General features: G+C 51.6%; 23 protein-coding genes. 12 read left to right on the top strand and 11 right to left on the bottom strand.

All coding sequences use genetic code 11. From position 1 onward, the window contains the following. Positions 1-29: 29 nt before the first annotated feature. Complete coding sequence (gpr, locus tag FEK47_RS10905) at positions 30-1,070, top strand: L-glyceraldehyde 3-phosphate reductase (RefSeq protein WP_135487241.1); 1,041 nt, start codon at positions 30-32, stop codon at positions 1,068-1,070. A gap of 39 nt (positions 1,071-1,109) precedes the next feature. On the opposite strand, the gene FEK47_RS10900 is transcribed toward gpr, so the two are convergent. Next, positions 1,110-1,604 carry a TIGR00645 family protein gene (locus tag FEK47_RS10900; protein ID WP_000439331.1) on the bottom strand — a complete coding sequence of 165 codons (495 nt, stop codon included), beginning with the start codon at positions 1,602-1,604 and terminating at the stop codon, positions 1,110-1,112. A gap of 190 nt (positions 1,605-1,794) precedes the next feature. Between FEK47_RS10900 and yghA the strand changes: the two genes are divergently transcribed. Further along, complete coding sequence (yghA, locus tag FEK47_RS10895; RefSeq protein ID WP_131162512.1) at positions 1,795-2,679, top strand: NADP(+)-dependent aldehyde reductase; 885 nt, start codon at positions 1,795-1,797, stop codon at positions 2,677-2,679. Between the two features lie 159 nt (positions 2,680-2,838). On the opposite strand, the gene exbD is transcribed toward yghA, so the two are convergent. Next, positions 2,839-3,264 carry a TonB system transport protein ExbD gene (exbD, locus tag FEK47_RS10890; protein WP_130208035.1) on the bottom strand — a complete coding sequence of 142 codons (426 nt, stop codon included), beginning with the start codon at positions 3,262-3,264 and terminating at the stop codon, positions 2,839-2,841. Positions 3,265-3,270: 6 nt separating this feature from the next. After that, positions 3,271-4,005, bottom strand: coding sequence for a tol-pal system-associated acyl-CoA thioesterase (gene exbB / locus FEK47_RS10885; protein WP_130208037.1), 735 nt, complete (start codon positions 4,003-4,005; stop codon positions 3,271-3,273). Between the two features lie 251 nt (positions 4,006-4,256). Between exbB and metC the strand changes: the two genes are divergently transcribed. Further along, positions 4,257-5,444, top strand: a complete 1,188-nt coding sequence (metC, locus tag FEK47_RS10880; protein WP_135487240.1) for a cystathionine beta-lyase — start codon at positions 4,257-4,259, stop codon at positions 5,442-5,444. Between the two features lie 139 nt (positions 5,445-5,583). Then, positions 5,584-6,243 carry a DedA family general envelope maintenance protein YghB gene (yghB, locus tag FEK47_RS10875; protein WP_064529651.1) on the top strand — a complete coding sequence of 220 codons (660 nt, stop codon included), beginning with the start codon at positions 5,584-5,586 and terminating at the stop codon, positions 6,241-6,243. A gap of 39 nt (positions 6,244-6,282) precedes the next feature. Here yghB and yqhC read toward each other — a convergent pair whose 3' ends face one another. Beyond that, positions 6,283-7,182, bottom strand: coding sequence for a DNA-binding transcriptional regulator YqhC (yqhC, locus tag FEK47_RS10870; RefSeq protein ID WP_138158408.1), 900 nt, complete (start codon positions 7,180-7,182; stop codon positions 6,283-6,285). Positions 7,183-7,375: 193 nt separating this feature from the next. Between yqhC and yqhD the strand changes: the two genes are divergently transcribed. From yqhD to yqhH, 4 genes are all read left to right on the top strand, one after another. Next, positions 7,376-8,539, top strand: a complete 1,164-nt coding sequence (yqhD, locus tag FEK47_RS10865; RefSeq protein ID WP_130218152.1) for an alcohol dehydrogenase — start codon at positions 7,376-7,378, stop codon at positions 8,537-8,539. Between the two features lie 103 nt (positions 8,540-8,642). After that, positions 8,643-9,470: a 2,5-didehydrogluconate reductase DkgA gene (gene dkgA, locus FEK47_RS10860; RefSeq protein WP_130218154.1), complete on the top strand. Its 828-nt coding sequence runs from the start codon at positions 8,643-8,645 to the stop codon at positions 9,468-9,470. Positions 9,471-9,669: 199 nt separating this feature from the next. Further along, positions 9,670-10,596 carry a YbjP/YqhG family protein gene (locus tag FEK47_RS10855; RefSeq protein WP_135487239.1) on the top strand — a complete coding sequence of 309 codons (927 nt, stop codon included), beginning with the start codon at positions 9,670-9,672 and terminating at the stop codon, positions 10,594-10,596. 50 nt (positions 10,597-10,646) lie between these two features. Then, positions 10,647-10,904 (top strand): lipoprotein YqhH, encoded by a 258-nt coding sequence (yqhH, locus tag FEK47_RS10850; protein WP_135487238.1) that lies wholly within the window; start codon positions 10,647-10,649, stop codon positions 10,902-10,904. Positions 10,905-10,946: 42 nt separating this feature from the next. On the opposite strand, the gene FEK47_RS10845 is transcribed toward yqhH, so the two are convergent. The 7 genes from FEK47_RS10845 to ygiW form a co-directional block, all read right to left on the bottom strand. Next, positions 10,947-13,166 carry a YgiQ family radical SAM protein gene (locus FEK47_RS10845; RefSeq protein ID WP_000095187.1) on the bottom strand — a complete coding sequence of 740 codons (2,220 nt, stop codon included), beginning with the start codon at positions 13,164-13,166 and terminating at the stop codon, positions 10,947-10,949. Positions 13,167-13,276: 110 nt separating this feature from the next. Next, entirely contained in the window at positions 13,277-14,689 is a 1,413-nt protein-coding gene (gene ftsP, locus FEK47_RS10840) for a cell division protein FtsP (protein WP_130218174.1), read from the bottom strand. A 73-nt stretch (positions 14,690-14,762) separates the two neighbouring features. Then, on the bottom strand, positions 14,763-15,500 hold the full coding sequence (gene plsC / locus FEK47_RS10835) for a 1-acylglycerol-3-phosphate O-acyltransferase (RefSeq protein ID WP_130223945.1): 738 nt from the start codon (positions 15,498-15,500) through the stop codon (positions 14,763-14,765). A gap of 234 nt (positions 15,501-15,734) precedes the next feature. Next, positions 15,735-17,984: a DNA topoisomerase IV subunit A gene (gene parC / locus FEK47_RS10830; protein WP_130223942.1), complete on the bottom strand. Its 2,250-nt coding sequence runs from the start codon at positions 17,982-17,984 to the stop codon at positions 15,735-15,737. Positions 17,985-18,121: 137 nt separating this feature from the next. Continuing rightward, the gene (locus FEK47_RS10825) at positions 18,122-19,729 is read right to left on the bottom strand and encodes an ABC transporter substrate-binding protein (RefSeq protein ID WP_135487237.1); all 1,608 of its coding nucleotides are present in this window, start codon (positions 19,727-19,729) and stop codon (positions 18,122-18,124) included. A 107-nt stretch (positions 19,730-19,836) separates the two neighbouring features. Then, complete coding sequence (locus FEK47_RS10820; RefSeq protein WP_135487236.1) at positions 19,837-20,319, bottom strand: GyrI-like domain-containing protein; 483 nt, start codon at positions 20,317-20,319, stop codon at positions 19,837-19,839. A gap of 51 nt (positions 20,320-20,370) precedes the next feature. Beyond that, positions 20,371-20,763, bottom strand: a complete 393-nt coding sequence (gene ygiW, locus FEK47_RS10815; RefSeq protein WP_096251400.1) for an OB fold stress tolerance protein YgiW — start codon at positions 20,761-20,763, stop codon at positions 20,371-20,373. 151 nt (positions 20,764-20,914) lie between these two features. On the opposite strand from ygiW, the gene qseB reads away from it, so the two are divergent. From qseB to FEK47_RS10795, 4 genes are all read left to right on the top strand, one after another. Continuing rightward, positions 20,915-21,574 carry a quorum sensing response regulator transcription factor QseB gene (gene qseB, locus FEK47_RS10810; RefSeq protein WP_130223937.1) on the top strand — a complete coding sequence of 220 codons (660 nt, stop codon included), beginning with the start codon at positions 20,915-20,917 and terminating at the stop codon, positions 21,572-21,574. Beyond that, entirely contained in the window at positions 21,571-22,920 is a 1,350-nt protein-coding gene (gene qseC / locus FEK47_RS10805) for a quorum sensing histidine kinase QseC (RefSeq protein WP_135487235.1), read from the top strand. Before qseB ends, qseC begins: the two co-directional genes overlap by 4 nt. A 109-nt stretch (positions 22,921-23,029) precedes the next feature. Beyond that, positions 23,030-23,611: an NADPH:quinone oxidoreductase MdaB gene (gene mdaB, locus FEK47_RS10800; RefSeq protein WP_000065441.1), complete on the top strand. Its 582-nt coding sequence runs from the start codon at positions 23,030-23,032 to the stop codon at positions 23,609-23,611. A gap of 30 nt (positions 23,612-23,641) precedes the next feature. Continuing rightward, the gene (locus FEK47_RS10795) at positions 23,642-23,956 is read left to right on the top strand and encodes a putative quinol monooxygenase (protein WP_000633737.1); all 315 of its coding nucleotides are present in this window, start codon (positions 23,642-23,644) and stop codon (positions 23,954-23,956) included. The last annotated feature ends 31 nt before the right edge of the window (positions 23,957-23,987 follow it).

Below are 23,987 nucleotides of genomic sequence, written 5' to 3'. Positions count from 1 at the left end.
TCGAAATTGAATGGTGGAAAGGAGATGTCATGGTCTGGTTAGCGAATCCCGAACGTTACGGGCAGATGCAGTACCGCTATTGCGGAAAAAGCGGTTTACGCCTGCCCGCGTTATCGCTCGGTTTATGGCACAATTTCGGTCACGTTAACGCGCTGGAATCACAGCGTGCGATCCTGCGTAAAGCGTTTGATTTAGGCATTACGCACTTTGATTTAGCCAACAACTACGGCCCGCCTCCAGGAAGTGCAGAAGAGAACTTTGGTCGTCTGTTATGGGAAGATTTTGCGCCTTATCGTGCCGAGTTAATTATCTCCACCAAAGCTGGCTATGATATGTGGCCTGGCCCGTATGGCTCTGGCGGGTCGCGTAAATACCTGCTCGCCAGTCTCGACCAAAGCCTGAAGCGTATGGGGCTTGAGTATGTCGATATCTTTTACTCGCACCGTGTCGATGAAAATACGCCAATGGAGGAAACCGCCTCTGCGCTTGCCCATGCGGTGCAAAGTGGTAAGGCGCTGTATGTTGGGATCTCTTCATACTCGCCAGAGCGGACGCAAAAAATGGTCGAGTTGCTGCGCGAGTGGAAAATTCCGCTGTTAATTCATCAGCCTTCATACAATTTACTGAACCGCTGGGTGGATAAAAGTGGCCTGCTGGATACCCTGCAAAATAACGGCGTGGGCTGCATTGCCTTCACCCCACTGGCCCAGGGATTGCTGACCGGAAAATATCTCAACGGTATTCCTGAAGATTCACGGATGCATCGTGAAGGGAATAAAGTTCGTGGCCTGACACCGAAAATGCTCACCGAAGCCAACCTCAACAGCCTGCGGTTATTGAATGAAATGGCACAGCAGCGCGGTCAGTCTATGGCGCAAATGGCGTTAAGCTGGTTGCTAAAAGATGAGCGAGTGACGTCGGTATTGATTGGTGCCAGCCGTGCGGAGCAACTGGAGGAGAACGTGGAGGCGCTGAATAATCTGACGTTTAGCACCGAAGAACTGGCGCAGATTGATCAGCATATCGCCGATGGCGAGCTAAACCTGTGGCAAGCATCTTCCGATAAATAACAAGTTCATACCGGGCGCGAGAACCGCGCCCGCATAAGATCAGTGATTATGACGAGTTAGTCGGTCAAGATAGCCCATCACAAATGCAGAGAGCACAAACGTCAAATGGATAATGACGTACCACATCAGTTTGTTATCCGGGACATTTTTCGCATCCATAAAGACGCGCAGTAAGTGAATGGAAGAGATTGCCACAATCGACGCTGCCACTTTGTTTTTTAGCGACGTTGCGTCCATTTTCCCCAGCCAGTTCAGTTTCTCTTTGTTCTCGGAGATATCCAGCTGCGAAACGAAATTCTCATAACCGGAAAACATCACCATCACCAGCAAACCGCCAACCAGCGTCATATCCACCAGCGACAGCAACACGAGGATCAAATCTGATTCCGCCATCGAGAAGATATTCGGCAGTACGTGAATAATCTCCTGGAAGAACTTCAGCGCCAGGGCAACCAGCGCCAGCGAAAGGCCAAAGTACACGGGGGCAAGCAGCCAGCGAGAAGCATACATTGCATTTTCAAGAAAACGTTCCATACATTCCTGTCGTGTAGTTAAAACGGGCAACAGTATATCGCAATTGAGTAAACAGCGCGCAACAGCAAATCAACATATACGTTAAACCGTTGTCGCATGATTCTGAGATTTAGGGATCTTCCTGGTTCACTGATTACCGTGGTGCGTGCGTCTACCCTTAAAGGACGTTGAACCTGAAGGGAGAAAAGCGATGTCTCATTTAAAAGACCCGACCACACAGTATTACACTGGTGAATATCCCAAACAGAAACAACCAGCGCCCGGCATTCAGGCGAAGATGACGCCCGTGCCAGATTGCGGCGAGAAAACCTATGTTGGTAGCGGTCGCCTGAAAGATCGTAAAGCACTGGTGACAGGGGGCGATTCCGGAATCGGTCGCGCTGCCGCCATCGCTTACGCGCGTGAAGGGGCTGACGTGGCGATCAGTTATCTTCCCGTGGAAGAAGAAGACGCTCAGGATGTGAAAAAGATCATTGAAGAATGCGGACGCAAAGCCATTCTGCTGCCGGGCGATTTAAGCGATGAGAAATTTGCCCGTTCACTGGTTCACGACGCGCATAAGGCGTTAGGCGGGCTGGATATTATGGCGCTGGTCGCCGGGAAACAGGTTGCCATTCCTGATATTGCAGACCTCACCAGCGAACAGTTTCAAAAGACCTTTGCCATTAACGTTTTCGCGCTGTTCTGGCTAACCCAGGAAGCAATTCCCCTGCTACCGAAAGGTGCCAGTATCATCACCACTTCGTCAATCCAGGCCTACCAGCCAAGCCCGCATTTGCTGGACTATGCGGCAACGAAGGCGGCGATTCTGAACTACAGCCGTGGTCTGGCAAAACAGGTCGCGGAAAAAGGTATTCGGGTGAATATTGTCGCGCCAGGCCCTATCTGGACAGCTCTGCAAATTTCCGGCGGACAGACGCAGGATAAGATCCCGCAGTTTGGTCAGAAAACGCCGATGAAACGTGCGGGGCAACCGGCGGAGCTGGCCCCTGTATATGTTTATCTGGCAAGTCAGGAGTCGAGCTATGTCACCGCAGAAGTGCACGGCGTGTGTGGCGGCGAACATTTAGGCTAAAAAAATGCCCGGTTGTGTGATAGCAACCGGGCATCATTGTGCTTCTAACCTTGCCGGATGCGGCGTAAACGCCTTATCTGGCCTACAAAATTATTAAAAATCAACACGTTGCAATAGATTTTGTAGGCCTGATAAGCGTAGCGCATCAGGCAATTCTCTTTACTTCGCTTTGGCAGTTTCTTCGCCGACCAGACCAATCTTCAGGTAACCTGCCTGATGCAGCTTATCCATTACCTTCATCAACATCTCGTAGTCGACGGTCTTATCTGCACGGAAGAAGATGGTGGTGTCTTTCTTACCTTCGGTTAACGCATTCAGCGCCGTAACCATCGTTTCATCGGTGACCGGATCGTTACCGATAAACATTGAGTTGTCCGCCTTCACCGACAGATAAACCGGTTTTTCCGGGCGCGGCTGCGGCGTGCTGGTAGAAGCAGGCAAGTTCACCTTCACATCTACCGTCGCTAACGGTGCCGCCACCATAAAGATAATCAGCAGAACCAACATCACGTCGATAAACGGCGTCACGTTGATATCATGCATTTCGCCGTTATCGTCGAGGTTTTCGTTAAGATGCATTGCCATCGGACATTATCCTGCGCGTAATTTTTGTGCAACACGAACCGGATGCGCAGCGGCGCTGGCTTCCAGGTCCAGGTCACGGCTTTGCAGCAACAATACCTGCGCTGCGACATCGCCAAGCATCGCTTTAAAGCCGCCAATCTGGCGTGCAAATACGTTATAGATAACGACCGCCGGAATCGCTGCCACCAGACCGATTGCCGTTGCCAGCAACGCTTCTGCAATACCCGGTGCAACCACTGCCAGGTTGGTAGTTTGCGTTTGCGCGATACCAATAAAGCTGTTCATGATGCCCCAGACCGTACCAAACAGACCAACGAACGGCGAAATTGCACCGATGGTAGCAAGATAACCGTTACCGCGGCCCATTTGACGACCTACTGCGGCGACCCGACGCTCAAGGCGGAAACTGGTACGCTCTTTAATACCTTCGTTATCGTCGCTGCCTTCCGACAGTTCCAGCTCATTTTGCGCTTCATTGAGCAAATGCAAGCTTAAGCTTTTGCTACCAAAATCAGCGGCGATATCGCTGGCCTGGTTTAAAGAGCGTGCTTCAGCCAGCAGTTGCTGCTCGCGCTTCAGGCGACGCTTCTGGTTGAAGAACTCTACGCTCTTACTGAAAAAGATTGCCCAGGTGACTACGGAGGCCAAAATAAGCCCAATCATCACGCACTTAACGACAATATCGGCGTGCTGATACATACCCCAGACGGAAAGGTCCGTCTGCATTAAATTATTACCCACTGTGTATCTCCAGGACGCAAGTCACAAAATCTGCGCACAATAATATCAAAACGACGTCGAATTGATAGTCGTTCTCATTACTATTTGCATACTGCCGTACCTTTGCTTTCTTTTCTTTGCGTTTACGCAGTAAAAAAGTCACCAGTACACCTTTTGCGAAATTTTTCTGCTTTATGCCAATTCTTCAGGATGCGCATGACCTCATTCGTGCTAGTTTAGACATCCAGACGTATAAAAACAGGAATCCCAACATGGCAGACAAACAACTTGATACTCAACTGGTCAATGCAGGACGCAGCAAAAAATACACTCTCGGCGCGGTAAATAGCGTGATTCAGCGCGCCTCTTCGCTGGTCTTTGACAGTATGGAAGCCAAAAAACATGCGACGCGCAATCGCGCCAATGGCGAGTTGTTCTATGGACGGCGCGGAACATTAACCCATTTCTCCTTACAAGAAGCGATGTGCGAACTGGAAGGTGGCGCAGGTTGCGCACTGTTTCCTTGCGGGGCGGCAGCGGTTGCCAATTCCATTCTTGCTTTTGTTGAACAGGGCGATCATGTGTTGATGACAAATACCGCCTACGAGCCGAGCCAGGATTTCTGTAGCAAAATCCTCAGCAAGTTGGGCGTAACGACATCATGGTTTGATCCGTTGATTGGTGCCGATATCGTTAAACATCTGCAGCCAAACACCAAAATCGTATTTCTGGAATCACCGGGCTCCATCACTATGGAAGTGCATGATGTTCCAGCAATTGTTGCCGCCGTACGCAGTGTGGTGCCGGACGCCATCATTATGATCGATAACACCTGGGCTGCCGGAGTACTGTTCAAAGCTCTTGATTTTGGTATTGATGTTTCTATTCAGGCCGCCACCAAATATCTGGTAGGGCATTCAGATGCGATGATTGGCACTGCAGTGTGCAATACCCGTTGCTGGGAGCAACTGCGGGAAAATGCCTATCTGATGGGGCAGATGGTCGACGCCGATACCGCCTATATGACCAGTCGTGGCCTGCGTACACTGGGCGTGCGTCTGCGCCAACATCATGAAAGCAGCCTGAAAGTGGCTGAATGGCTGGCCGCACATCCGCAGGTTGAGCGAGTTAACCACCCTGCTCTGCCAGGCAGTAAAGGCCATGAGTTCTGGAAACGAGACTTTACAGGTAGCAGCGGACTATTTTCCTTTGTCCTGAAGAAAAAACTTAATGACGAAGAACTGGCGAACTATCTGGATAACTTCAGTTTATTCAGCATGGCCTTCTCATGGGGCGGGTATGAATCCTTGATCCTCGCGAACCAGCCAGAACATCTCGCCGCCATCCGCCCGCAAGGTAAGATCGATTTTAGCGGCACCTTGATTCGCCTGCATATTGGTCTGGAAAACGTCGACGATCTGATTGCCGATCTGGACGCCGGCTTCGCGCGAATTGTGTAACATTGCCAAATTTGGACAATTTTGCAGACATTTAATTGTGAATAGTCTTAAATTGTTGCGTCCGGGATCAAGGCGTCCCGGACGATTCAGGAGTACAATAGTCAAATTAAGGCTTAAACGCTGTTCCACAGGAAAGTCCATGGCTGTTATTCAAGATATTATCGCTGCGCTCTGGCAACATGACTTTGCCGCGCTGGCGGACCCTCACATTGTTAGCGTTGTTTACTTTGTCATGTTTGCCACGCTGTTTTTAGAAAACGGCCTGCTGCCCGCCTCATTTTTGCCTGGCGACAGCTTGTTGATTCTGGCTGGCGCATTGATTGCCCAAGGGGTTATGGATTTTCTGCCAACAATCACGATTCTGACTGCCGCAGCCAGCCTGGGTTGTTGGTTGAGTTATATTCAGGGGCGCTGGCTGGGTAATACCAAAACGGTGAAAGGCTGGCTGGCACAGCTTCCGGCCAAATATCACCAGCGCGCCACCTGTATGTTTGACCGCCACGGTCTGCTGGCGCTGCTGGCTGGACGTTTTCTCGCCTTTGTCCGCACGCTGCTGCCAACCATGGCGGGGATTTCCGGACTGCCAAATCGCCGCTTCCAGTTTTTCAACTGGTTAAGCGGGTTGTTATGGGTCAGCGTGGTAACCAGTTTTGGCTATGCCTTAAGCATGATTCCGTTCGTTAAACGCCATGAAGATCAGGTGATGACGTTCCTGATGATCCTGCCGATTGCCTTGCTAACCGCTGGCTTGTTAGGCACGCTGTTCGTGGTGATTAAAAAAAAGTACTCTAGTGCCTGACGATTTCCTCCGTTCCCGGTGGCCATGCCGGGAACGCATTTAACTCCCCTGCATCGCCCGCATTCTGGCTGCATCTTCTCCCGGCGTCACACCGAAATAACGTTTAAACTCACGGCTAAATTGCGACGCGCTTTCATAGCCGACGCGCATCGCCGCCGCGCTGGCCTTCATGCCGTCGTGGATTATCATCATTCGCGCCTTATGCAGACGGTAATTCTTCAGATACTGCAACGGCGAGGTACTGGTGACAGACTTAAAATTATGGTGGAACGCTGAAACGCTCATATTGGCCTCTGCTGCCAGTTGCTCAACGCTCAGGTTTTCGGTGTATTTATTCTCAATTCGTTTCAGCACGCGGCTAATCAGGCTGAAATGCGTCTGGCGACTTACCAGTGCCAGCAACGCGCCGCCGCAAGGCCCCGTCAGCACATAGTAAAGAATTTCGCGGATAATCTGTTTACCGAGAATGCGCGCATCCAGCGGTCGTTCCATCACATCCAGTAACCGCTCCGCCGCGCATAAAATCTCTTCGGACAATGTAGCGGAATTAATACCGCTGGCAGCCATCGACGGCTGGAAATGTTCATCTTCGCCAATGTCCATCAACAGCTCTTGTAACTGTAAAATATCAACATTGAGACGCACCCCCGCCAGTGGCACCTCTGGCGTGGCATAAGTTTCGCACTCAAACGGCAACGGCACCGTCAGCAGCAGGTATTCATTGGCGTCATAGCGAAACACGCGTTCATTGATATAACCGATTTTATGCCCAGAAAAGAGAATTATGATGCCAGGTTCATACATCACTGGCGTACGCGCACCGGGGTTCTCGCCATACAATAAGCGCACATCAGGCAACATATCTGACAAACTATTTTCTTTATCTTTCAGTCTATTAATTTTATCCGTCAGTAGGCGGCATATCTCTTCACGTTTCATATCGCGTAATTTCTTAGGAATAATGCGGCAATTTGATTGTGCGCAATTTTGTACCATTTCTCCAGTACTCTGGAGAAATAGGCAAGACATTGGCAGAAATGAGCATTGAGAGCCACGGCGCTGGCGACCACAATGAAAAACATCAGGCAGACCGATCTCTGCCCTCATATTGACCCAGCAAAGGGAGCAAGTAATGAACAACTTTAATCTGCACACCCCAACCCGCATTCTGTTTGGTAAAGGCGCTATCGCTGGTTTACGCGAGCAAATTCCTCATGGCGCCCGCGTATTGATTACCTACGGCGGTGGTAGTGTGAAAAAAACCGGCGTCCTCGATCAAGTTCTGGATGCACTGAAAGGCATGGACGTGCTGGAGTTTGGCGGTATCGAACCAAACCCGGCTTATGAAACGCTGATGAACGCCGTAAAACTGGTTCGCGAACAGAAAGTGACTTTCCTGTTGGCGGTTGGCGGCGGATCCGTGCTGGATGGCACCAAATTTATCGCCGCAGCGGCAAATTATCCTGAAAACGTCGATCCGTGGCATATCCTGCAAACTGGCGGCAAAGAGATTAAAAGCGCTATCCCGATGGGCTGTGTGCTGACGCTGCCTGCAACTGGTTCAGAATCCAACGCAGGCGCGGTTATCTCCCGTAAAACCACTGGCGACAAACAGGCGTTCCATTCTGCCCATGTTCAGCCGGTATTTGCCGTACTCGATCCGGTTTATACCTATACCCTGCCGCCGCGCCAGGTGGCTAACGGCGTAGTGGACGCCTTTGTGCACACCGTAGAACAGTATGTGACCAAACCAGTTGATGCCAAAATTCAGGATCGCTTCGCAGAAGGTATTTTGCTGACGCTGATCGAAGATGGCCCGAAGGCCCTGAAAGAACCAGAGAACTACGATGTGCGCGCCAACGTTATGTGGGCGGCGACCCAAGCGCTGAACGGTTTGATCGGCGCTGGCGTACCGCAGGACTGGGCAACGCATATGCTGGGCCACGAACTGACCGCTATGCACGGTCTGGATCACGCACAAACTCTGGCTATCGTCCTGCCTGCACTGTGGAATGAAAAACGCGACACCAAGCGTGCGAAACTGCTGCAATACGCTGAACGCGTCTGGAACATCACCGAAGGTTCCGACGACGAGCGCATTGACGCCGCGATTGCCGCTACCCGTAACTTCTTCGAGCAATTAGGCGTGCCGACACATCTTTCCGACTACGGTCTGGACGGCAGCTCTATCCCGGCATTGCTGAAAAAACTGGAAGAGCACGGCATGACCCAACTGGGCGAAAATCATGACATTACACTGGAAGTCAGCCGCCGCATCTACGAAGCCGCCCGTTAAGCTTTTTACGCCTCAAACTTTCGTTTTCGGGCATTTCGTCCAGACTTAAGTTCACAACATCTCACCGGAGCCTGCTCCGGTGAGTTCATATAAGGAGGAACGTATGGCTAATCCAACCGTTATTAAGCTACAGGACGGCAATGTCATGCCCCAGCTGGGACTGGGCGTCTGGCAAGCAAGTAATGAGGAAGTTATCACCGCTATCCAAAAAGCGTTAGAAGTGGGTTATCGTTCAATTGATACCGCCGCAGCCTACAAGAACGAAGAAGGTGTCGGCAAAGCCCTGAAAAATTCCGCACTTAACAGAGAAGATCTGTTCATCACCACGAAACTGTGGAACGACAACCACAAGCGCCCCCGCGAAGCCCTACTCGACAGTCTGAAAAAACTCCAGCTTGATTATATCGACCTCTACTTAATGCATTGGCCCGTTCCCGCAATCGACCATTATGTCGAAGCATGGAAAGGAATGATTGAGCTGCAAAAAGAGGGATTAATCAAAAGTATCGGCGTCTGCAATTTCCAGATCCACCATCTTCAGCGTCTGATTGATGAAACTGGCGTGGCGCCTGTCATTAACCAGATAGAACTTCACCCGCTGATGCAGCAACGTCAGTTGCATGCCTGGAACGCCACACACAAAATCCAGACCGAATCCTGGAGCCCATTAGCCCAGGGCGGGAAAGGCGTATTCGATCAGAAAATCATTCGCGATCTGGCAGATAAGTATGGCAAAACCCCGGCGCAGATTGTTATCCGCTGGCATCTGGATAACGGTCTGGTCGTAATCCCGAAATCGGTCACCCCTTCACGAATTGCCGAAAACTTCGATGTCTGGGATTTCCGTCTCGACAAAGACGAACTTGGTGACATTGCAAAACTCGACCAGGGTAAACGCCTCGGCCCCGATCCCGACCAGTTCAGCGGCTAACGCACAAATTCTCCCGGTAGCGGTAATGTTCCGCTACCGGACTTTTCAGAAATCATTTATTCCCCTCGCCTCCCGCCCGTTGTTACTCTCCCCTGTTCAGGAACACCAAATATAAGGACATCATCATGCGGAGCTGGAAGCTCTTAAAGGAACAACTCATCTACACCAGGGATAAACGCGATGGAGAGGTGAAAAACAGATGAAAATAATGATTCTGTTTTTGGCAGCCTTTTTAAGTTTTACCCTCCAGGCGCAATCCCCCTCGCTAACCGCTGAACAAACAGTCAGGCAGATTTATCAATACTATACCGGTGGGGCTAGCGCTCCTTATTTCGCTGATAACAGTGAGCAAGCAATAACATCAACGCGAATGCAAAAGGCGCTAACCTTGAATGACAATCTCACACTGCCGGGTAATATTGGCTGGCTGGATTACGATCCGGTTTGCGATTGTCAGGATTACGGCGATCTGGTGTTAGAAAGTGTCGCGGTTACTCAAACGGATGCCGATCACGTGGATGCCCTTGTGCGCTTTCGTCCCTATAAAGACGATAAAGAAAAGACCACGCAAACACTGAAGATGGTGGCAGAAAATGGTCGTTGGGTGATTGATGATATTGTCAGCAATCATGGCAGCGTCTGGCAGTCGGTTAATGGTGAGAATGAAAAAATATTGGCGGTACTGGCATCGCTGCAAAAAGAGCAGCCTGAAGCCTTTGTCGCCGAGTTGTTTGACCATATCACTCATTATAGCTGGCCCTGGACGTGGGTTGTTTCCAACACCTATCGCCAGGCTGTTAATGCCTTCTATAAAACCACCTTCAAGACTGACAGTAACTCCGATGAAAATATGCAATTAGAGCGGCAATTTATCTACGACAACCCAATCTGTTTTGGCGAAGAGTCGTTATTTTCACGCGTTGATGAAATTCGTGTGCTGGAGAAAACTGCCGACTCCGCTCGTATTTATGTTCGTTTTGCATTGACCAATGGCAACAGCGAAGAGCAAGAATTTGTTTTACAGCGGCGTGAGGGTAAGTGGGAGATTGCCGATTTTATCCGCCCGAACAGCGGCAGCCTCCTTAAACAGATTGAGGCGAAAACCGCCGCCAGATTAAAGCAATGAGCTGAATTAAATAACAATTAGCCGGAACAATAAATAAAAGGGAACACTATATGAAAACGATTTTCACCGTGGGAGCTGTTGTTCTGGCAACCTGCTTGCTCAGTGGCTGCGTCGATGAGCAAAAGGTCAATCAGCTGACAAGCAACGTACAAACGTTAAATGCCAAAATTGCCCGACTTGAGCAGGATATGAAAGCACTACGCCCACAAATCTATGCAGCCAAATCCGAAGCTAACAGAGCCAATACGCGTCTTGATGCACAAGACTATTTTGATTGCCTGCGCTGCTTGCGTATGTACGCAGAATGATAAAAAAATCCCCGGCAGCGTGTCAGTTGCCGGGGATTTTTTTTAACGTCCGACCGCTGCTTTAGGGCGTTTCTTCGCGCCAGCATTCACCGGACGAGATTGCGTAGACGACGCTTTTTTTGCCGTAGCAGGCGTCTGACGCTGGGTCGCCATCGGCGTATGTTTGGTCAACGCCGGACGGGTATTGCGGTTCTGACGGCGAGCTTCGCGCATCTCTTCAATGGTTGGCGCAGGCACTAAGCAATCGCGACGGCTGCCAATCAGATGCTTTTTGCCCATCGCTTCCAGCGCCTGGCGGATTAACGGCCAGTTTGCCGGATCGTGGTAACGCAACAACGCTTTATGCAAACGACGCTGTTTGTCGCCCTTCGGTACGAAGACGTCTTCACTCTTATAACCAATCTTCGCCAGCGGGTTTTTGCCGGTGTAATACATAGTGGTCGAGTTAGCCAGCGGCGATGGGTAGAAGTTCTGTACCTGGTCGAGACGGAAACGATGCTTTTTCAGCCACAGCGCCAGGTTCACCATATCTTCATCACGCGTACCGGGGTGTGCAGAGATGAAATAGGGGATCAGATACTGCTCTTTACCTGCCTGTTTGGAATAGGTGTCGAATAGCTCTTTAAAGCGGTCATAACTGCCCATGCCCGGCTTCATCATCTTCGATAACGGCCCTTCTTCAGTATGTTCCGGGGCAATCTTCAGATAACCGCCGACGTGATGGGTCGCCAGCTCTTTGATATAGCGCGGGTCTTCCACGGCAATGTCGTAACGCACGCCGGAAGCGATCAGGATCTTCTTGATACCTTTGAGATCGCGAGCACGGCGATAGAGATTGATGGTCGGTTCGTGGTTAGTGTCCATATGCGGACAAATATCCGGGTAAACGCACGACAAACGACGGCAGGTCTGCTCGGCGCGCGGCGATTTGCAGCGCAACATATACATGTTGGCAGTTGGCCCGCCGAGATCGGAAATCACGCCAGTAAAGCCAGGAACGGTATCGCGGATCGCTTCAATCTCATTAATGATCGAATCTTCCGAACGGCTCTGAATAATGCGCCCTTCGTGCTCGGTGATAGAACAGAAAGAACAGCCGCCAAAGCAGCCGCGCATAATGTTGACCGAGAAACGGATCATTTCGTAAGCCGGAATACGGGCATTACCATAGGCCGGATGCGGCACGCGCTTGTACGGCAGCGCAAAAACGCTGTCCATCTCTTCGGTAGAAAGCGGGATAGCAGGCGGGTTGATCCACACATAGCGGTCGCCATGTTTTTGCATCAACGCACGGGCGCAGCCTGGGTTAGTTTCGTGGTGCAGAATACGCGAAGCATGAGCGTACAGCACTTTGTCGCCCTTCACTTTCTCGAATGAAGGCAGCAACACGTAGGTTTTTTCCCACGGTTTCGGGCGCGGCGGCTGCACGGTAACGGCTTTGGCTTCTTGTTTTTTCGGCGCCACTGGTTTGTTATCCGCGCACGGCAGGTCTTCACCATACGGATGCGGGATCGGGTCGATTTTCCCCGGGGTATCGAGACGGGTGGAATCCACGCCGCTCCAGCCAGGCAGTGCTTCTTTCACGATAATCGCGGTATTACGCACATCGCGGATTTCACTAATCGGCTCGCCCATCGCCAGACGATGCGCCACTTCCACCAGCGGACGCTCACCGTTACCGAACATCAGCATGTCGGCTTTCGAATCCACCAGCACCGAACGGCGCACGGTATCGGACCAGTAATCATAATGCGCGGTACGGCGCAGACTAGCCTCAATACCGCCGAGGATCACCGGCACATCTTTCCACGCTTCTTTACAACGCTGGGTATAAACCAGTGTGGCGCGATCCGGGCGCTTACCCGCGACGTTATCCGGTGTGTAGGCATCGTCATGACGTAAACGGCGATCGGCGGTATAACGGTTGATCATCGAATCCATGTTGCCAGCAGTAACACCGAAAAACAGATTCGGTTTACCCAGACGCATGAAATCGTCTTTGCTGCTCCAGTCTGGCTGGGCGATGATCCCGACGCGAAAGCCCTGCGCTTCCAGCATACGACCGCAGATCGCCATCCCGAAGCTTGGGTGATCGACATACGCGTCGCCAGTAACCAAAATGATGTCGCAGCTATCCCAGCCAAGTTGATCCATCTCTTCACGAGACATCGGCAAAAACGGTGCCGGTCCAAAACAGGCGGCCCAGTACTGCGGCCAGGAGAACAGGTCGCGATCCGGTTGGATCAGGGAGATAGAGCTCATTTTGCTTCCAGAAATGGTAAAAAAATAATCAAAGGCCGGGGATTATAAGCCGGAACGAAAGAGAAATCGAAAGGTATTCCATACTCGCCCTCCTCGGGCGAGTATGAAGATTACGGTATCGGATTGACCAACAGTTGCCCAATCGAGCCACGGTCCGCCATTTCCAGCGTCTGGCTATTAAAGTAGAACGGGAAGTGCGCCCAGGAAGGCTGACCGAAATAGACAAGCAGCTCCACTTGTCCGTCGACCCAAACGGTATCTTTCCAGCCTCTGTCTTCCGGGAACGGCATTGCGCCGTTAACGTTGCGGATCTGGAACATCACGCCTTCAATATGGAACGCTTGCGGTTCGTCTGCTCGTACGGTCCAGCGCTCCCACGTTCCTTGCTGCGCGGTGACATCAATACGGTTGACGTCCCACAACTTCCCATTGATACCAGGATCGTCACCCAGGCTAATATCACGACTACGAATCGGTGAACCGGCCATAATTTCAGTCGGCAACAGGCGCATCGGCAGGCTGTCAGTGACCAGTGGCAGTAGCCCAGTTGGGCGCAGCGTTAGCACCAGCGTAGAAACCAGAATGCTGGATGGCTCAAAGAAGCCACGAATACGATCAACAATACTCGCCGCTTCGCCACAGGTGATAGACACTTCATCACCGTTGCTCATATCCACCAGAATCTCACGACGCTCGCCCGGTGCCAGCGAAAGTTGCTTCACCGATACAGGAGCAGGCAGGAATCCCTGATCGCCTGAAATTACATGCAATGGGCGTCCGTCGCTCATCTGTAGTTGATAGCGACGAGAGTTCGACGCGTTCAGCAGTCGCAAGCGCACCCAGCCACGCGAGACTTCAACGTACGGGCTTTGTACACCGTTAACCAGCAGCGTATCACCAACAAAGCCGCCGCTTCCCGGTTCGTTGTATTCTGGCGTACCAAAGTTATCCAGCCTTTTATCCTGGATAATGACCGGAAAATCATCCACACCATAATGGTTGGGGATAGGCAGCGACTTGCTGACTTCATCTTCCACCAACCACATTCCGGCAAGGCCGTTATAGACCTGCTGAGCCGTGCGGTTGGGAGTATTGGCGTGATACCACAGAGTAGCTGCGTTCTGGCGAATAGGCAGTACGGGCGCCCAGTCAGCATTAGGCGACATCATCCGTGCCGGACCGCCCATCAGCGGGCCAGGTACCTGTAGCCCGGCCACCGTCATTGAGACATTTTCTGTCAGGCGGTTGCTGTAAATAAGCTTAACATCGTCGCCCTTCCAGACGCGGATAGTCGGCCCCAGGTAACGGCCATTGATTCCCCAGACCGACGCGCGTGTCCCTGGCGTAAATGACCAGTGCGCACGTTGTACAGTCATAAACAGCGGTTGCCCACGGCGAGATTCAAGCAGCGGCGGAACGGGTAGCGGTTGCTGTTGCCCGGCTGCGCTGGCCTTCAGGGGAACAGCGCCTGCACAAAGTGCAATCCCCGATGCCTGAATGAACTGACGCCGACTGAGTGACATATTTGCTCCATGTAAAACTGGCTAAAGTAATACCGTGCAGGAAAGTGTTCCCGCAAAAATACAGATTGCCGACTTAAACTTTTCCGGCGGCTTCGCGTTCTGCGACTTCTTTATCGAGCTCGGCGATTTTTTGTTCCATTATCGAACGACAATGGGCAGCCAGCTCGCGAACCTGATCTTTACCATATTGACTGACATCAATTGGCGGCAGCATTTCGACAATCACCAGACCGTTGTGTAGCCGGTTAAGATTAATCTTATTCGAAGTTGTAGAGACGCACACGGGAATAATCGGCACACCTGCTGCAATTGCCGCGTGAAATGCCCCGGTCTTGAACGGTAGCAGGCCGCGACCACGACTGCGGGTACCTTCCGGGAACATCCAGATGGAAATACGGCGTTTTTTGAAGTGATTCACCACTTCCGCAATAGTGCCGTGTGCCTTAGTACGGTTGTTTCTGTCGATCAATAAGTTACCGGTTAACCAGTACAACTGCCCGAAGAAGGGGATCCACAGCAAACTCTTTTTACCTACAGTGACTGTCGGCGGCTGCACGATGTTTGATGCCGTCACCATGTCATAGTTGTTCTGATGGTTAGCAATATAGATAGCATTACCGTAGCTTTCGGCATCAGCAGGTTTGCGACATTCGACCTTCAGGCCGTACAGCGGCGCAAGACGACCAAACATATGCCCGAAGGTAGCCACATGCTTCGGATTACGCGGGCTGAAAAGGCAGTAAATGGAGCCGAATACACAGACTAAGATGCTGTAAATAACGGTAATAATAAGACGAAAGATATATAGCATAACACCCTCTGAAGATCTGAGAGACTGGCATTGTACGTCACCTGAAATCAGGTTAGGGCATTGTTAAAAGCCGCTCTCTGGAAAAACGTATTGTTAATCGCAACGCATGAATAAACAACGGTTTCAAGGGAATTTTTATTGTTTATACAGACTAAATGCGGCACCGGATGACGACTTCAACGTTTCATCCGGTTCACCTTTTTGACAGGAGAAGGTACGGCCCTCTCCTGCATTTTACTCTTCGCTGTCAGCGCGTCGCGGAGCGTCAATCTCGACGCGGTCGATACGCTGTAAACCACGCATCAAGGTGCCGCGACGGCCACGCTCACCGGTCACTTTCAGCAACTCTTCCGGGCGCAGTTTAATTTTGCGTTTCCCGACATGAATCGTCAGCGTACTTTGTGGGGGCAGGACATATAGATGCGCAAGACCATCCTCGCCACGAGCGGCTTCTGCCGACGGGATGTTAATGATCTTGTTGCCTTTACCCTTCGACAGTTGCGGGAGCTCACTGACCGGGAACATCAGCATACGTCCAGCCAGAGTAATCGCCAGCAACATATCGGAAGGATCCTGAATCACCACAGGCGGCATAACATGCGCGTTTTCTGGCAGAGTAATCAGTGCCTTACCTGCACGGTTACGCGCCACCAGATCGTTGAAGGTACAGACGAATCCGTAACCTGCATCGGAAGCCATCAACAGTTTCTGATCGTCGCTTTCCATTAGCATGTGATCAACGGTAGCGCCTGGCGGCAACGTCAGTTTACCGGTGAGCGGTTCGCCCTGACCACGCGCTGAAGGCAGCGTAATGGGGTCGATGGCGTAGCTGCGTCCGGTAGAGTCTACAAACACCACAGGCTGGTTACTCTTGCCTTTCACCGCAGCTTTGAAACTATCACCTGCTTTGTAGTTCAGACCTGGGGCGTCGATATCATGACCTTTGGCACTACGCACCCAGCCCATCTGCGACAACACAATGGTCACCGGCTCAGACGGCAGCATGTCGTGCTCGCTCATCGCTTTCGCTTCTTCGCGTTCCTGCAGCGGCGAACGGCGATCGTCGCCATACGCTTGTGCGTCGGCCTGTAGCTCTTTCTTCAGCAGGTTATTCATTTTGCGCTCGGAAGCCAGAATGCCCTGCAACTGATCGCGCTCTTTTTCCAGCTCGTTCTGCTCACCGCGAATCTTCATCTCTTCCAGTTTGGCGAGGTGACGCAGTTTCAGTTCGAGAATAGCTTCCGCCTGAGTTTCCGTAATGCCGAAGCGCGACATCAGCGCCGGTTTCGGTTCATCTTCATTACGAATGATCTCAATCACTTCGTCGATGTTGAGAAACGCCACCAGCAAACCTTCGAGGATATGCAGGCGCTTGAGGACTTTCTCCAGACGATAGTTCAGACGGCGGCGTACGGTATCACGACGGAACACCAGCCATTCGGAGAGGATTTCCCGCAGGTTTTTCACCGCCGGACGCCCATCCAGACCGATCATATTAAGGTTAATACGATAGCTCTTTTCCAGATCGGTGGTAGCGAAGAGGTGATTCATCACCTGCTCCATATCCACGCGGTTGGAACGCGGCACGATCACCAGACGGGTCGGGTTCTCGTGGTCAGATTCATCGCGCAGATCGTCAACCATCGGCAGCTTCTTGTTGCGCATTTGCGCAGCAATCTGCTCCAGCACGCGCGCGCCAGAAACCTGATGCGGTAGTGCACTGATAACCACCGCGCCATCTTCTTTCTTCCACACCGCGCGCATACGCACAGAACCGCGACCGTTCTCGTAGATTTTACGGATCTCGGCACGCGAGGTAATGATTTCCGCTTCGGTCGGGTAGTCCGGCCCCTGCACGATATCCAGTAACTGGTCGAGCGTGGTATTGGGCTGCTCAATTAAGGCGATTGCCGCCTGCGCGACTTCACGCAGGTTGTGCGGCGGAATATCCGTCGCCATGCCGACGGCAATGCCGGTGGTGCCGTTAAGTAAAATATTCGGCAAGCGGGCGGGGAGCATTTTCGGCTCTTGCAACGTGCCATCGAAGTTTGGCACCCAATCTGCCGTTCCTTGCCCCAGTTCACTTAATAAAAGCTCGGAATATTTCGACAGGCGGGATTCGGTGTAACGCATTGCTGCGAACGATTTCGGATCGTCCGGCGCCCCCCAGTTCCCCTGCCCGTCCACCAGCGGATAACGGTAAGAGAATGGCTGCGCCATCAGCACCATCGCTTCATAGCAGGCGCTGTCGCCATGCGGATGGTATTTACCCAGTACGTCACCGACAGTACGAGCCGACTTTTTAAATTTGGCGGTCGCATTCAGGCCCAGTTCTGACATCGCATACACAATGCGGCGTTGAACGGGTTTCAGACCATCACCAATAAACGGCAACGCACGGTCCATGATCACGTACATGGAGTAGTTTAAGTAGGCGTTCTCCGTAAACTCATGCAGCGCAAGGCGCTCTGCCATATCGCTCATTAATTCTGATTCCTCAACTTATTCGCCAGCCTTCAAAGGGGCAATATTGCTGGAGATACTACATTATCTGCCGCGTCGAGTCACAGGAGATCAGCGTCATTAGCGCCGCCGGACGTGCTCCGGCGGCGATAAAGGCATCAATGTGCCTTGATATACAACTCTTTGCTGTAGACATAATCCTGAGGATTATGCAGCGGGAAACCGCCAACGTAGGGTTTAAGCAGTTTGATCAGCGGTTGATAGTAGATGGGAATGAGCGGAGCCTGCTGGTTAATAATGGCCTCGGCCTGTTGATACAGCACGTTACGTTTCCCCGCATCGGTGGTTTGCGCCGCCTGATTCAATAACGCGTCATACTGCGTGTTTTTCCAGTGACCGACGTTCTCTTCACTATCGCTTTTAAGCGTGTTCAGGAAGGTGGAAGCATCATTATACGTCGCATCCCACGACTGCCGCGACAACATGAAATCACCGCTACGCCGGGCATCAAGATACGTTTTCCACTCCATCGTGCGCAGCGTCACCTGTGCGCCAAGCCATTTTTTCCATTCGGAAGACAAGGCTATCGCCGTTTTCTCATGCAGATCGTATTTGTTGTAGAACAGTTCAAAGCGTAGCGGGTGAGAGGCGTCGTATCCCGCCTGTTTCAGCAATGCTTTTGCCGTCGCCACGCGCTCACTCATCGGCTGTTGCAGTTCATCGAACATCGGCGCGTTAAAGCCTTCAACTTCTGGCGGCGTCAACGTAGTTGCAGGGGTTCGCAGCCCAAGTACCTTTTGCGCGATTAACTGTCTGTCGACCGTCAGGTATAACGCCCGCCGCACACGCACGTCGTCAAACGGCGTTTTCTGCATATTGAAGTTGTAATATTCGCTGTTCAGACGCGGGATAATCTGCAACTCGCCTGGCAACGATTTTTCGATAGCAGGAATTTGCTGCGCCGGAACCCAGGTCAGATCGACCTCTCCCGCGCGATAACGGTTATAGCCAGTGACCGAATTATCCAGCGCCAGATACTCGACCTGCTGCAAAACGGTATGCTCTGCATCGCGGTACTTAGAATTTTTGCGAGCAGTAATCTTTTCGTTAACCACCCATTTATCAAGCACAAAGGCACCGTTGTAAACCATATGTTCTGGCTTACTCCAGCTATCGCCATATTTCGCTATCACATGATGTGGAACAGGAAACAACGTCGGCCAGGCGAGCATCGTCGTGAACCACGGAACAGGTTGCTCAAGCGTGACTTCAAGGGTGCGCTCATCCGTCGCTTTCACGCCTAACAATGAGGCATCCGCTTTTCCCGCCACAATAGCCGCAGCATTTTTTATATGCGCCTGCGCCAGATAGCCAGCAAAAGGACTTGCTGTTTTGGGGTCAACTGCGCGCTGCCAGCCGAGGACAAAATCTTGAGCTGTCAGGGGCTGACCGTCAGACCACTGTAAGCCGTTACGTAAATGGAAAACATAGCGTTTGCCGCCATCTGACACTTCCCAGGACTCGGCCTGAGCGGGTTGCACTTTACCTTCGCCGTCCATCCATACCAGACCTTCAAACAGATCCAGCACAATCTGCGCGGCAGTATTCTCCTCAACCTTTTGCGGGTCGAGCGTGCCTGGATCGCTATGATTGTTGTAACGAAAGACTTGTTGCGAAGCGAGCGGAGTATTGGCGGGAACGTCAGCAGCGTAGAGAGGAGTCGCACTTACCAGGCTGACCAGCCATAATAAATTTCGCGTATACATGGTATTCCTTACCGGAGAAATTATAAGCCAGACAACAATACGCCTGTGGCATTGTTAGCTCAAACTTATCGCGAGTGATTTGGTTCACACTCCGGAAAAGATCCCCTTCACATTAACGGCACATAAACATCCGTTTTCAATTGCTGCTCTACCATTCCTTCGCCCAGGTTGGTGTAATGAAACAGAATTGGTGCTTTACGCATTTTCTCGCCGCTTTCAGGAAGCCAGTTGCGAATGATGGTCCAGATAGTGTGAGATATGTTATCCAGGTCGCCAACATGGCGGGCTACGGCATAACGTCCCGAAGTAAGTTCACCATTACTCACGCCATAACGATTATCCGGAATCGGTTCGTTAACGCTGCCACAGATATCAAAGCGAAATGCTTCAGGCGCGGTGGTGGCAGGATCGTCCCAGGCGACGCCAAAAGTCTGGCTTTGGTTAACAGGAGAAAGCCCCGTCTCTTTGCGCCACATGATAAATTTTGCCACGCTGTAGTTGAGCAACTCAGGGCTACAGCGATGTGGCAACATCGCCACAGGGATTGATGGGAAATCGATAATGTTTACATCCAGTGTCAGGTTTGTCATTTTGCCTCCCTGCGAAATTATTCCCGGGAACGCGTCCCGGGAGCGGTAAAGTTACGGGTTTACTTTGCGGATCTGTTTAACGTCAATTTCAACAGAGTTCCAGTCTTTATCCACTTCGCCCTGAATCTCAACCGTATCTTTCGGCGTTACCGTCACACCGTTCCAGCGTTTGTGGTCGATATCTACATTGATGGTGCCGCTGGCATCTTTGAACAGATACAGATCGTCAGAGATGCGCTCAACGATATTGCCACGCAGAGTTACCCAGGTGTCGTCACGCAGAGATTTCGCGTTTTCTACGTTAGTTACGCTGCCGTTCGGCCCCTGGAATCCTCCGGTCTGACTTTGTGTTGCCGATGGGCCAGAAAAACCACCCTGCTCTGCTGCCATTACCGGTGCGCTGCACAGGGCCATTACTGCAATTGCTGCTGCGAATTTTTTCATGTTTGTTACTCCCTTTAATGTCTGTTTCCGAGTATTAAACAAGATAGTCCTTAACAACTTCTTAAGGAAAAAAAAGAAAATTTAGGGCTGTACAGAGCACGTTACAACACGGTTTACTTGCAACAAATACAGTTATCGCAGGGATGAAAAGATGCGAATTTTACTGATAGAAGATGACATGCTGATTGGCGATGGCATCAAAACAGGTCTGAGTAAGATGGGTTTTAGCGTCGACTGGTTTACGGAAGGCCGTCAGGGAAAAGAGGCGCTTTATAGCGCGCCTTATGACGCGGTGATCCTTGATCTCACCTTACCGGGAATGGATGGTCGCGATATTTTACGCGAGTGGCGGAGTAAAGGTCAGCGTGAACCGGTACTGATTCTCACCGCTCGCGACGCTCTGGCCGAACGCGTGGAAGGTTTGCGCCTGGGAGCCGACGATTATCTATGCAAACCTTTTGCATTGATAGAAGTCGCCGCCAGGCTGGAAGCTCTGATGCGCCGAACCAACGGCCAGGCCAGCAACGAGCTGCGCCACGGTAACGTCATGCTCGACCCCGGCAAACGTATCGCCACGCTGGCTGGCGAACCCTTAACGCTGAAACCAAAAGAATTTGCCCTGTTGGAATTACTGATGCGTAACGCTGGTCGGGTACTGCCACGCAAACTGATTGAAGAAAAACTGTATACCTGGGACGAAGAGGTCACCAGCAATGCCGTTGAAGTGCATGTGCATCATCTGCGGCGCAAACTTGGCAGTGACTTTATTCGTACCGTTCACGGTATAGGCTACACATTAGGTGAGAAATGAAATTTACCCAACGCCTTAGTCTGCGAGTCAGGCTGACGCTAATCTTTTTAATTCTGGCCTCGGTGACCTGGCTGCTTTCCAGCTTTGTCGCCTGGAAGCAAACTACGGATAACGTCGATGAGCTGTTCGACACCCAACTGATGCTGTTTGCCAAACGGTTAAGTACGCTCGATCTCAACGAGATTAACGCTGCGGATCGCATGGCACGGACGCCAAATAAATTAAAACATGGTCATGTGGATGACGACGCGTTGACCTTTGCCATCTTTACCCACGACGGCAAAATGGTGCTCAATGATGGCGATAACGGAAAAGACATTCCCTACAGCTATCAACGTGAAGGATTTACTAACGGTCAACTGGTAGATGAAGATGATCCCTGGCGTTTTGTCTGGATGACGTCGTCTGATGGTAAATACCGCATCGTTGTAGGTCAGGAATGGGAATACCGCGAAGACATGGCGCTGGCGATTGTCATCGGACAACTGATCCCGTGGCTTATCGCCCTGCCCATTATGTTAATCATCATGATGGTACTACTGGGGCGTGAACTCGCACCGCTGAACAAACTGGCGCTGGCGCTACGTATGCGTGACCCTGACTCGGAAAAACCACTCAATACTACTGGCGTACCCAGCGAAGTACGTCCACTGGTCGAGTCGTTGAATCAACTGTTCGCCCGCACACATGCGATGATGGTCCGTGAGCGCCGCTTTACCTCTGATGCCGCTCACGAACTGCGTAGCCCGTTAACAGCGCTGAAAGTACAAACCGAAGTCGCACAGCTTTCTGACGATGATCCGCAGGCACGGAAAAAAGCACTGATGCAATTACATTCGGGGATCGATCGCGCCACACGCCTGGTTGATCAGTTGCTCACCCTGTCGCGGCTCGACTCACTGGATAACCTTCAGGACGTCGCGGAGATCCCGCTTGAAGACCTCCTGCAATCGTCGGTGATGGATATTTACCATACAGCGCAGCAGGCAAAAATTGACGTGCGGCTGACGCTCAATGCCCACGGCATCAAACGCACCGGACAACCGCTATTACTAAGTCTACTGGTACGAAATCTGCTGGATAACGCAGTACGTTACAGTCCACAGGGCAGCGTGGTGGACGTCACTCTAAATGCAGATAATTTCACCGTAAGAGACAACGGCCCCGGTGTGACGCCAGAGGCACTTGCGCGAATTGGTGAACGTTTCTACCGCCCACCCGGACAAACCGCTACCGGCAGCGGGCTTGGGCTATCGATTGTCCAGCGAATCGCCAAATTGCATGGCATGAATGTTGTGTTTGGGAATGCGGAACAAGGTGGATTTGAGGCGAAGGTGAGCTGGTAGTGGTGATATTTTTGCAATATTCGCAAAAGACTTTGCACATTTTGCTAATTTCACCGCACCGCTCTGTGACGTACTATAGTCGGCAAACGTCTCACCCTGAGGATAAAAAATGAGCAACATCCTGATTATCAACGGCGCGAAAAAATTCGCCCACTCCAATGGTCAACTGAACGACACCCTGACCGAAGTCGCGGATGGTACGCTGCGCGACCTCGGGCATGATGTCCGCATCGTTCGCGCCGAGAGCGACTACGATGTCAAAGCCGAAGTACAAAACTTTCTCTGGGCTGATGTGGTGATCTGGCAGATGCCAGGTTGGTGGATGGGCGCACCGTGGACGGTGAAGAAATATATCGATGATGTTTTCACCGAAGGTCACGGCACGCTGTATGCCAGCGATGGTCGTACCCGCAAAGATCCGTCGAAAAAATACGGTTCTGGCGGCCTGGTACAGGGCAAAAAATATATGCTTTCCCTGACCTGGAACGCACCAATGGAAGCCTTCACCGAAAAAGACCAATTCTTCCACGGCGTTGGCGTTGACGGCGTGTATCTGCCGTTCCATAAAGCAAACCAATTCCTGGGTATGGAACCGCTGCCGACATTTATCGCTAATGACGTGATAAAAATGCCTGATGTTCCCCGCTATACTGAAGAATATCGCAAGCATCTTGTAGAGATTTTTGGTTAACTAGGGCTCTGGCTTTAGAAGGAGTTAACCATGATTACAGTAATCGCAGAAATCCGTACTCGTCCTGGTCAACATCACCGTCAGGCGGTATTGGATCAGTTTGCTAAAATCGTTCCAACCGTACTGAAGGAAGAAGGTTGCCACGGCTATGCGCCGATGGTGGATTGCGCTGCTGGCGTGAGTTTCCAGTCTATGGCGCCGGACTCTATCGTGATGATTGAGCAGTGGGAAAGCATCGCGCATCTTGAAGCGCACTTGCAGACCCCGCACATGAAAGCGTACAGCGAGGCCGTAAAAGGCGATGTGCTGGAGATGAATATCCGCATCCTGCAACCGGGGATTTAACATTCCTGAAAAGAGGCCGGTGTTGCTACCG

The sequence above is a fragment of the Escherichia sp. E3659 genome, assembly GCF_005781135.1.
In the GTDB taxonomy this organism is placed as follows: Bacteria; Pseudomonadota; Gammaproteobacteria; order Enterobacterales; family Enterobacteriaceae; genus Escherichia.
Note: the sequence above shows the minus strand (reverse complement) of the source record. Positions and strands in the feature narration are given on the sequence as shown.

What these genes read in the sequence shown, in the direction of transcription:
- qseC (WP_135487235.1), top strand. Translation starts at nt 21,571, where the DNA reads ATGAAATTTACCCAACGCCTTAGTCTGCGAGTCAGGCTGACGCTAATC.
- plsC (WP_130223945.1), bottom strand. Translation starts at nt 15,500, where the DNA reads ATGCTATATATCTTTCGTCTTATTATTACCGTTATTTACAGCATCTTA.
- qseB (WP_130223937.1), top strand. Translation starts at nt 20,915, where the DNA reads ATGCGAATTTTACTGATAGAAGATGACATGCTGATTGGCGATGGCATC.
- dkgA (WP_130218154.1), top strand. Translation starts at nt 8,643, where the DNA reads ATGGCTAATCCAACCGTTATTAAGCTACAGGACGGCAATGTCATGCCC.
- ftsP (WP_130218174.1), bottom strand. Translation starts at nt 14,689, where the DNA reads ATGTCACTCAGTCGGCGTCAGTTCATTCAGGCATCGGGGATTGCACTT.
- yqhD (WP_130218152.1), top strand. Translation starts at nt 7,376, where the DNA reads ATGAACAACTTTAATCTGCACACCCCAACCCGCATTCTGTTTGGTAAA.
- mdaB (WP_000065441.1), top strand. Translation starts at nt 23,030, where the DNA reads ATGAGCAACATCCTGATTATCAACGGCGCGAAAAAATTCGCCCACTCC.
- yghA (WP_131162512.1), top strand. Translation starts at nt 1,795, where the DNA reads ATGTCTCATTTAAAAGACCCGACCACACAGTATTACACTGGTGAATAT.
- FEK47_RS10845 (WP_000095187.1), bottom strand. Translation starts at nt 13,166, where the DNA reads ATGAGCTCTATCTCCCTGATCCAACCGGATCGCGACCTGTTCTCCTGG.
- metC (WP_135487240.1), top strand. Translation starts at nt 4,257, where the DNA reads ATGGCAGACAAACAACTTGATACTCAACTGGTCAATGCAGGACGCAGC.
- FEK47_RS10795 (WP_000633737.1), top strand. Translation starts at nt 23,642, where the DNA reads ATGATTACAGTAATCGCAGAAATCCGTACTCGTCCTGGTCAACATCAC.
- yqhC (WP_138158408.1), bottom strand. Translation starts at nt 7,182, where the DNA reads ATGAAACGTGAAGAGATATGCCGCCTACTGACGGATAAAATTAATAGA.
- gpr (WP_135487241.1), top strand. Translation starts at nt 30, where the DNA reads ATGGTCTGGTTAGCGAATCCCGAACGTTACGGGCAGATGCAGTACCGC.
- exbD (WP_130208035.1), bottom strand. Translation starts at nt 3,264, where the DNA reads ATGGCAATGCATCTTAACGAAAACCTCGACGATAACGGCGAAATGCAT.
- yghB (WP_064529651.1), top strand. Translation starts at nt 5,584, where the DNA reads ATGGCTGTTATTCAAGATATTATCGCTGCGCTCTGGCAACATGACTTT.
- FEK47_RS10900 (WP_000439331.1), bottom strand. Translation starts at nt 1,604, where the DNA reads ATGGAACGTTTTCTTGAAAATGCAATGTATGCTTCTCGCTGGCTGCTT.
- FEK47_RS10855 (WP_135487239.1), top strand. Translation starts at nt 9,670, where the DNA reads ATGAAAATAATGATTCTGTTTTTGGCAGCCTTTTTAAGTTTTACCCTC.
- FEK47_RS10825 (WP_135487237.1), bottom strand. Translation starts at nt 19,729, where the DNA reads ATGTATACGCGAAATTTATTATGGCTGGTCAGCCTGGTAAGTGCGACT.
- FEK47_RS10820 (WP_135487236.1), bottom strand. Translation starts at nt 20,319, where the DNA reads ATGACAAACCTGACACTGGATGTAAACATTATCGATTTCCCATCAATC.
- ygiW (WP_096251400.1), bottom strand. Translation starts at nt 20,763, where the DNA reads ATGAAAAAATTCGCAGCAGCAATTGCAGTAATGGCCCTGTGCAGCGCA.
- parC (WP_130223942.1), bottom strand. Translation starts at nt 17,984, where the DNA reads ATGAGCGATATGGCAGAGCGCCTTGCGCTGCATGAGTTTACGGAGAAC.
- yqhH (WP_135487238.1), top strand. Translation starts at nt 10,647, where the DNA reads ATGAAAACGATTTTCACCGTGGGAGCTGTTGTTCTGGCAACCTGCTTG.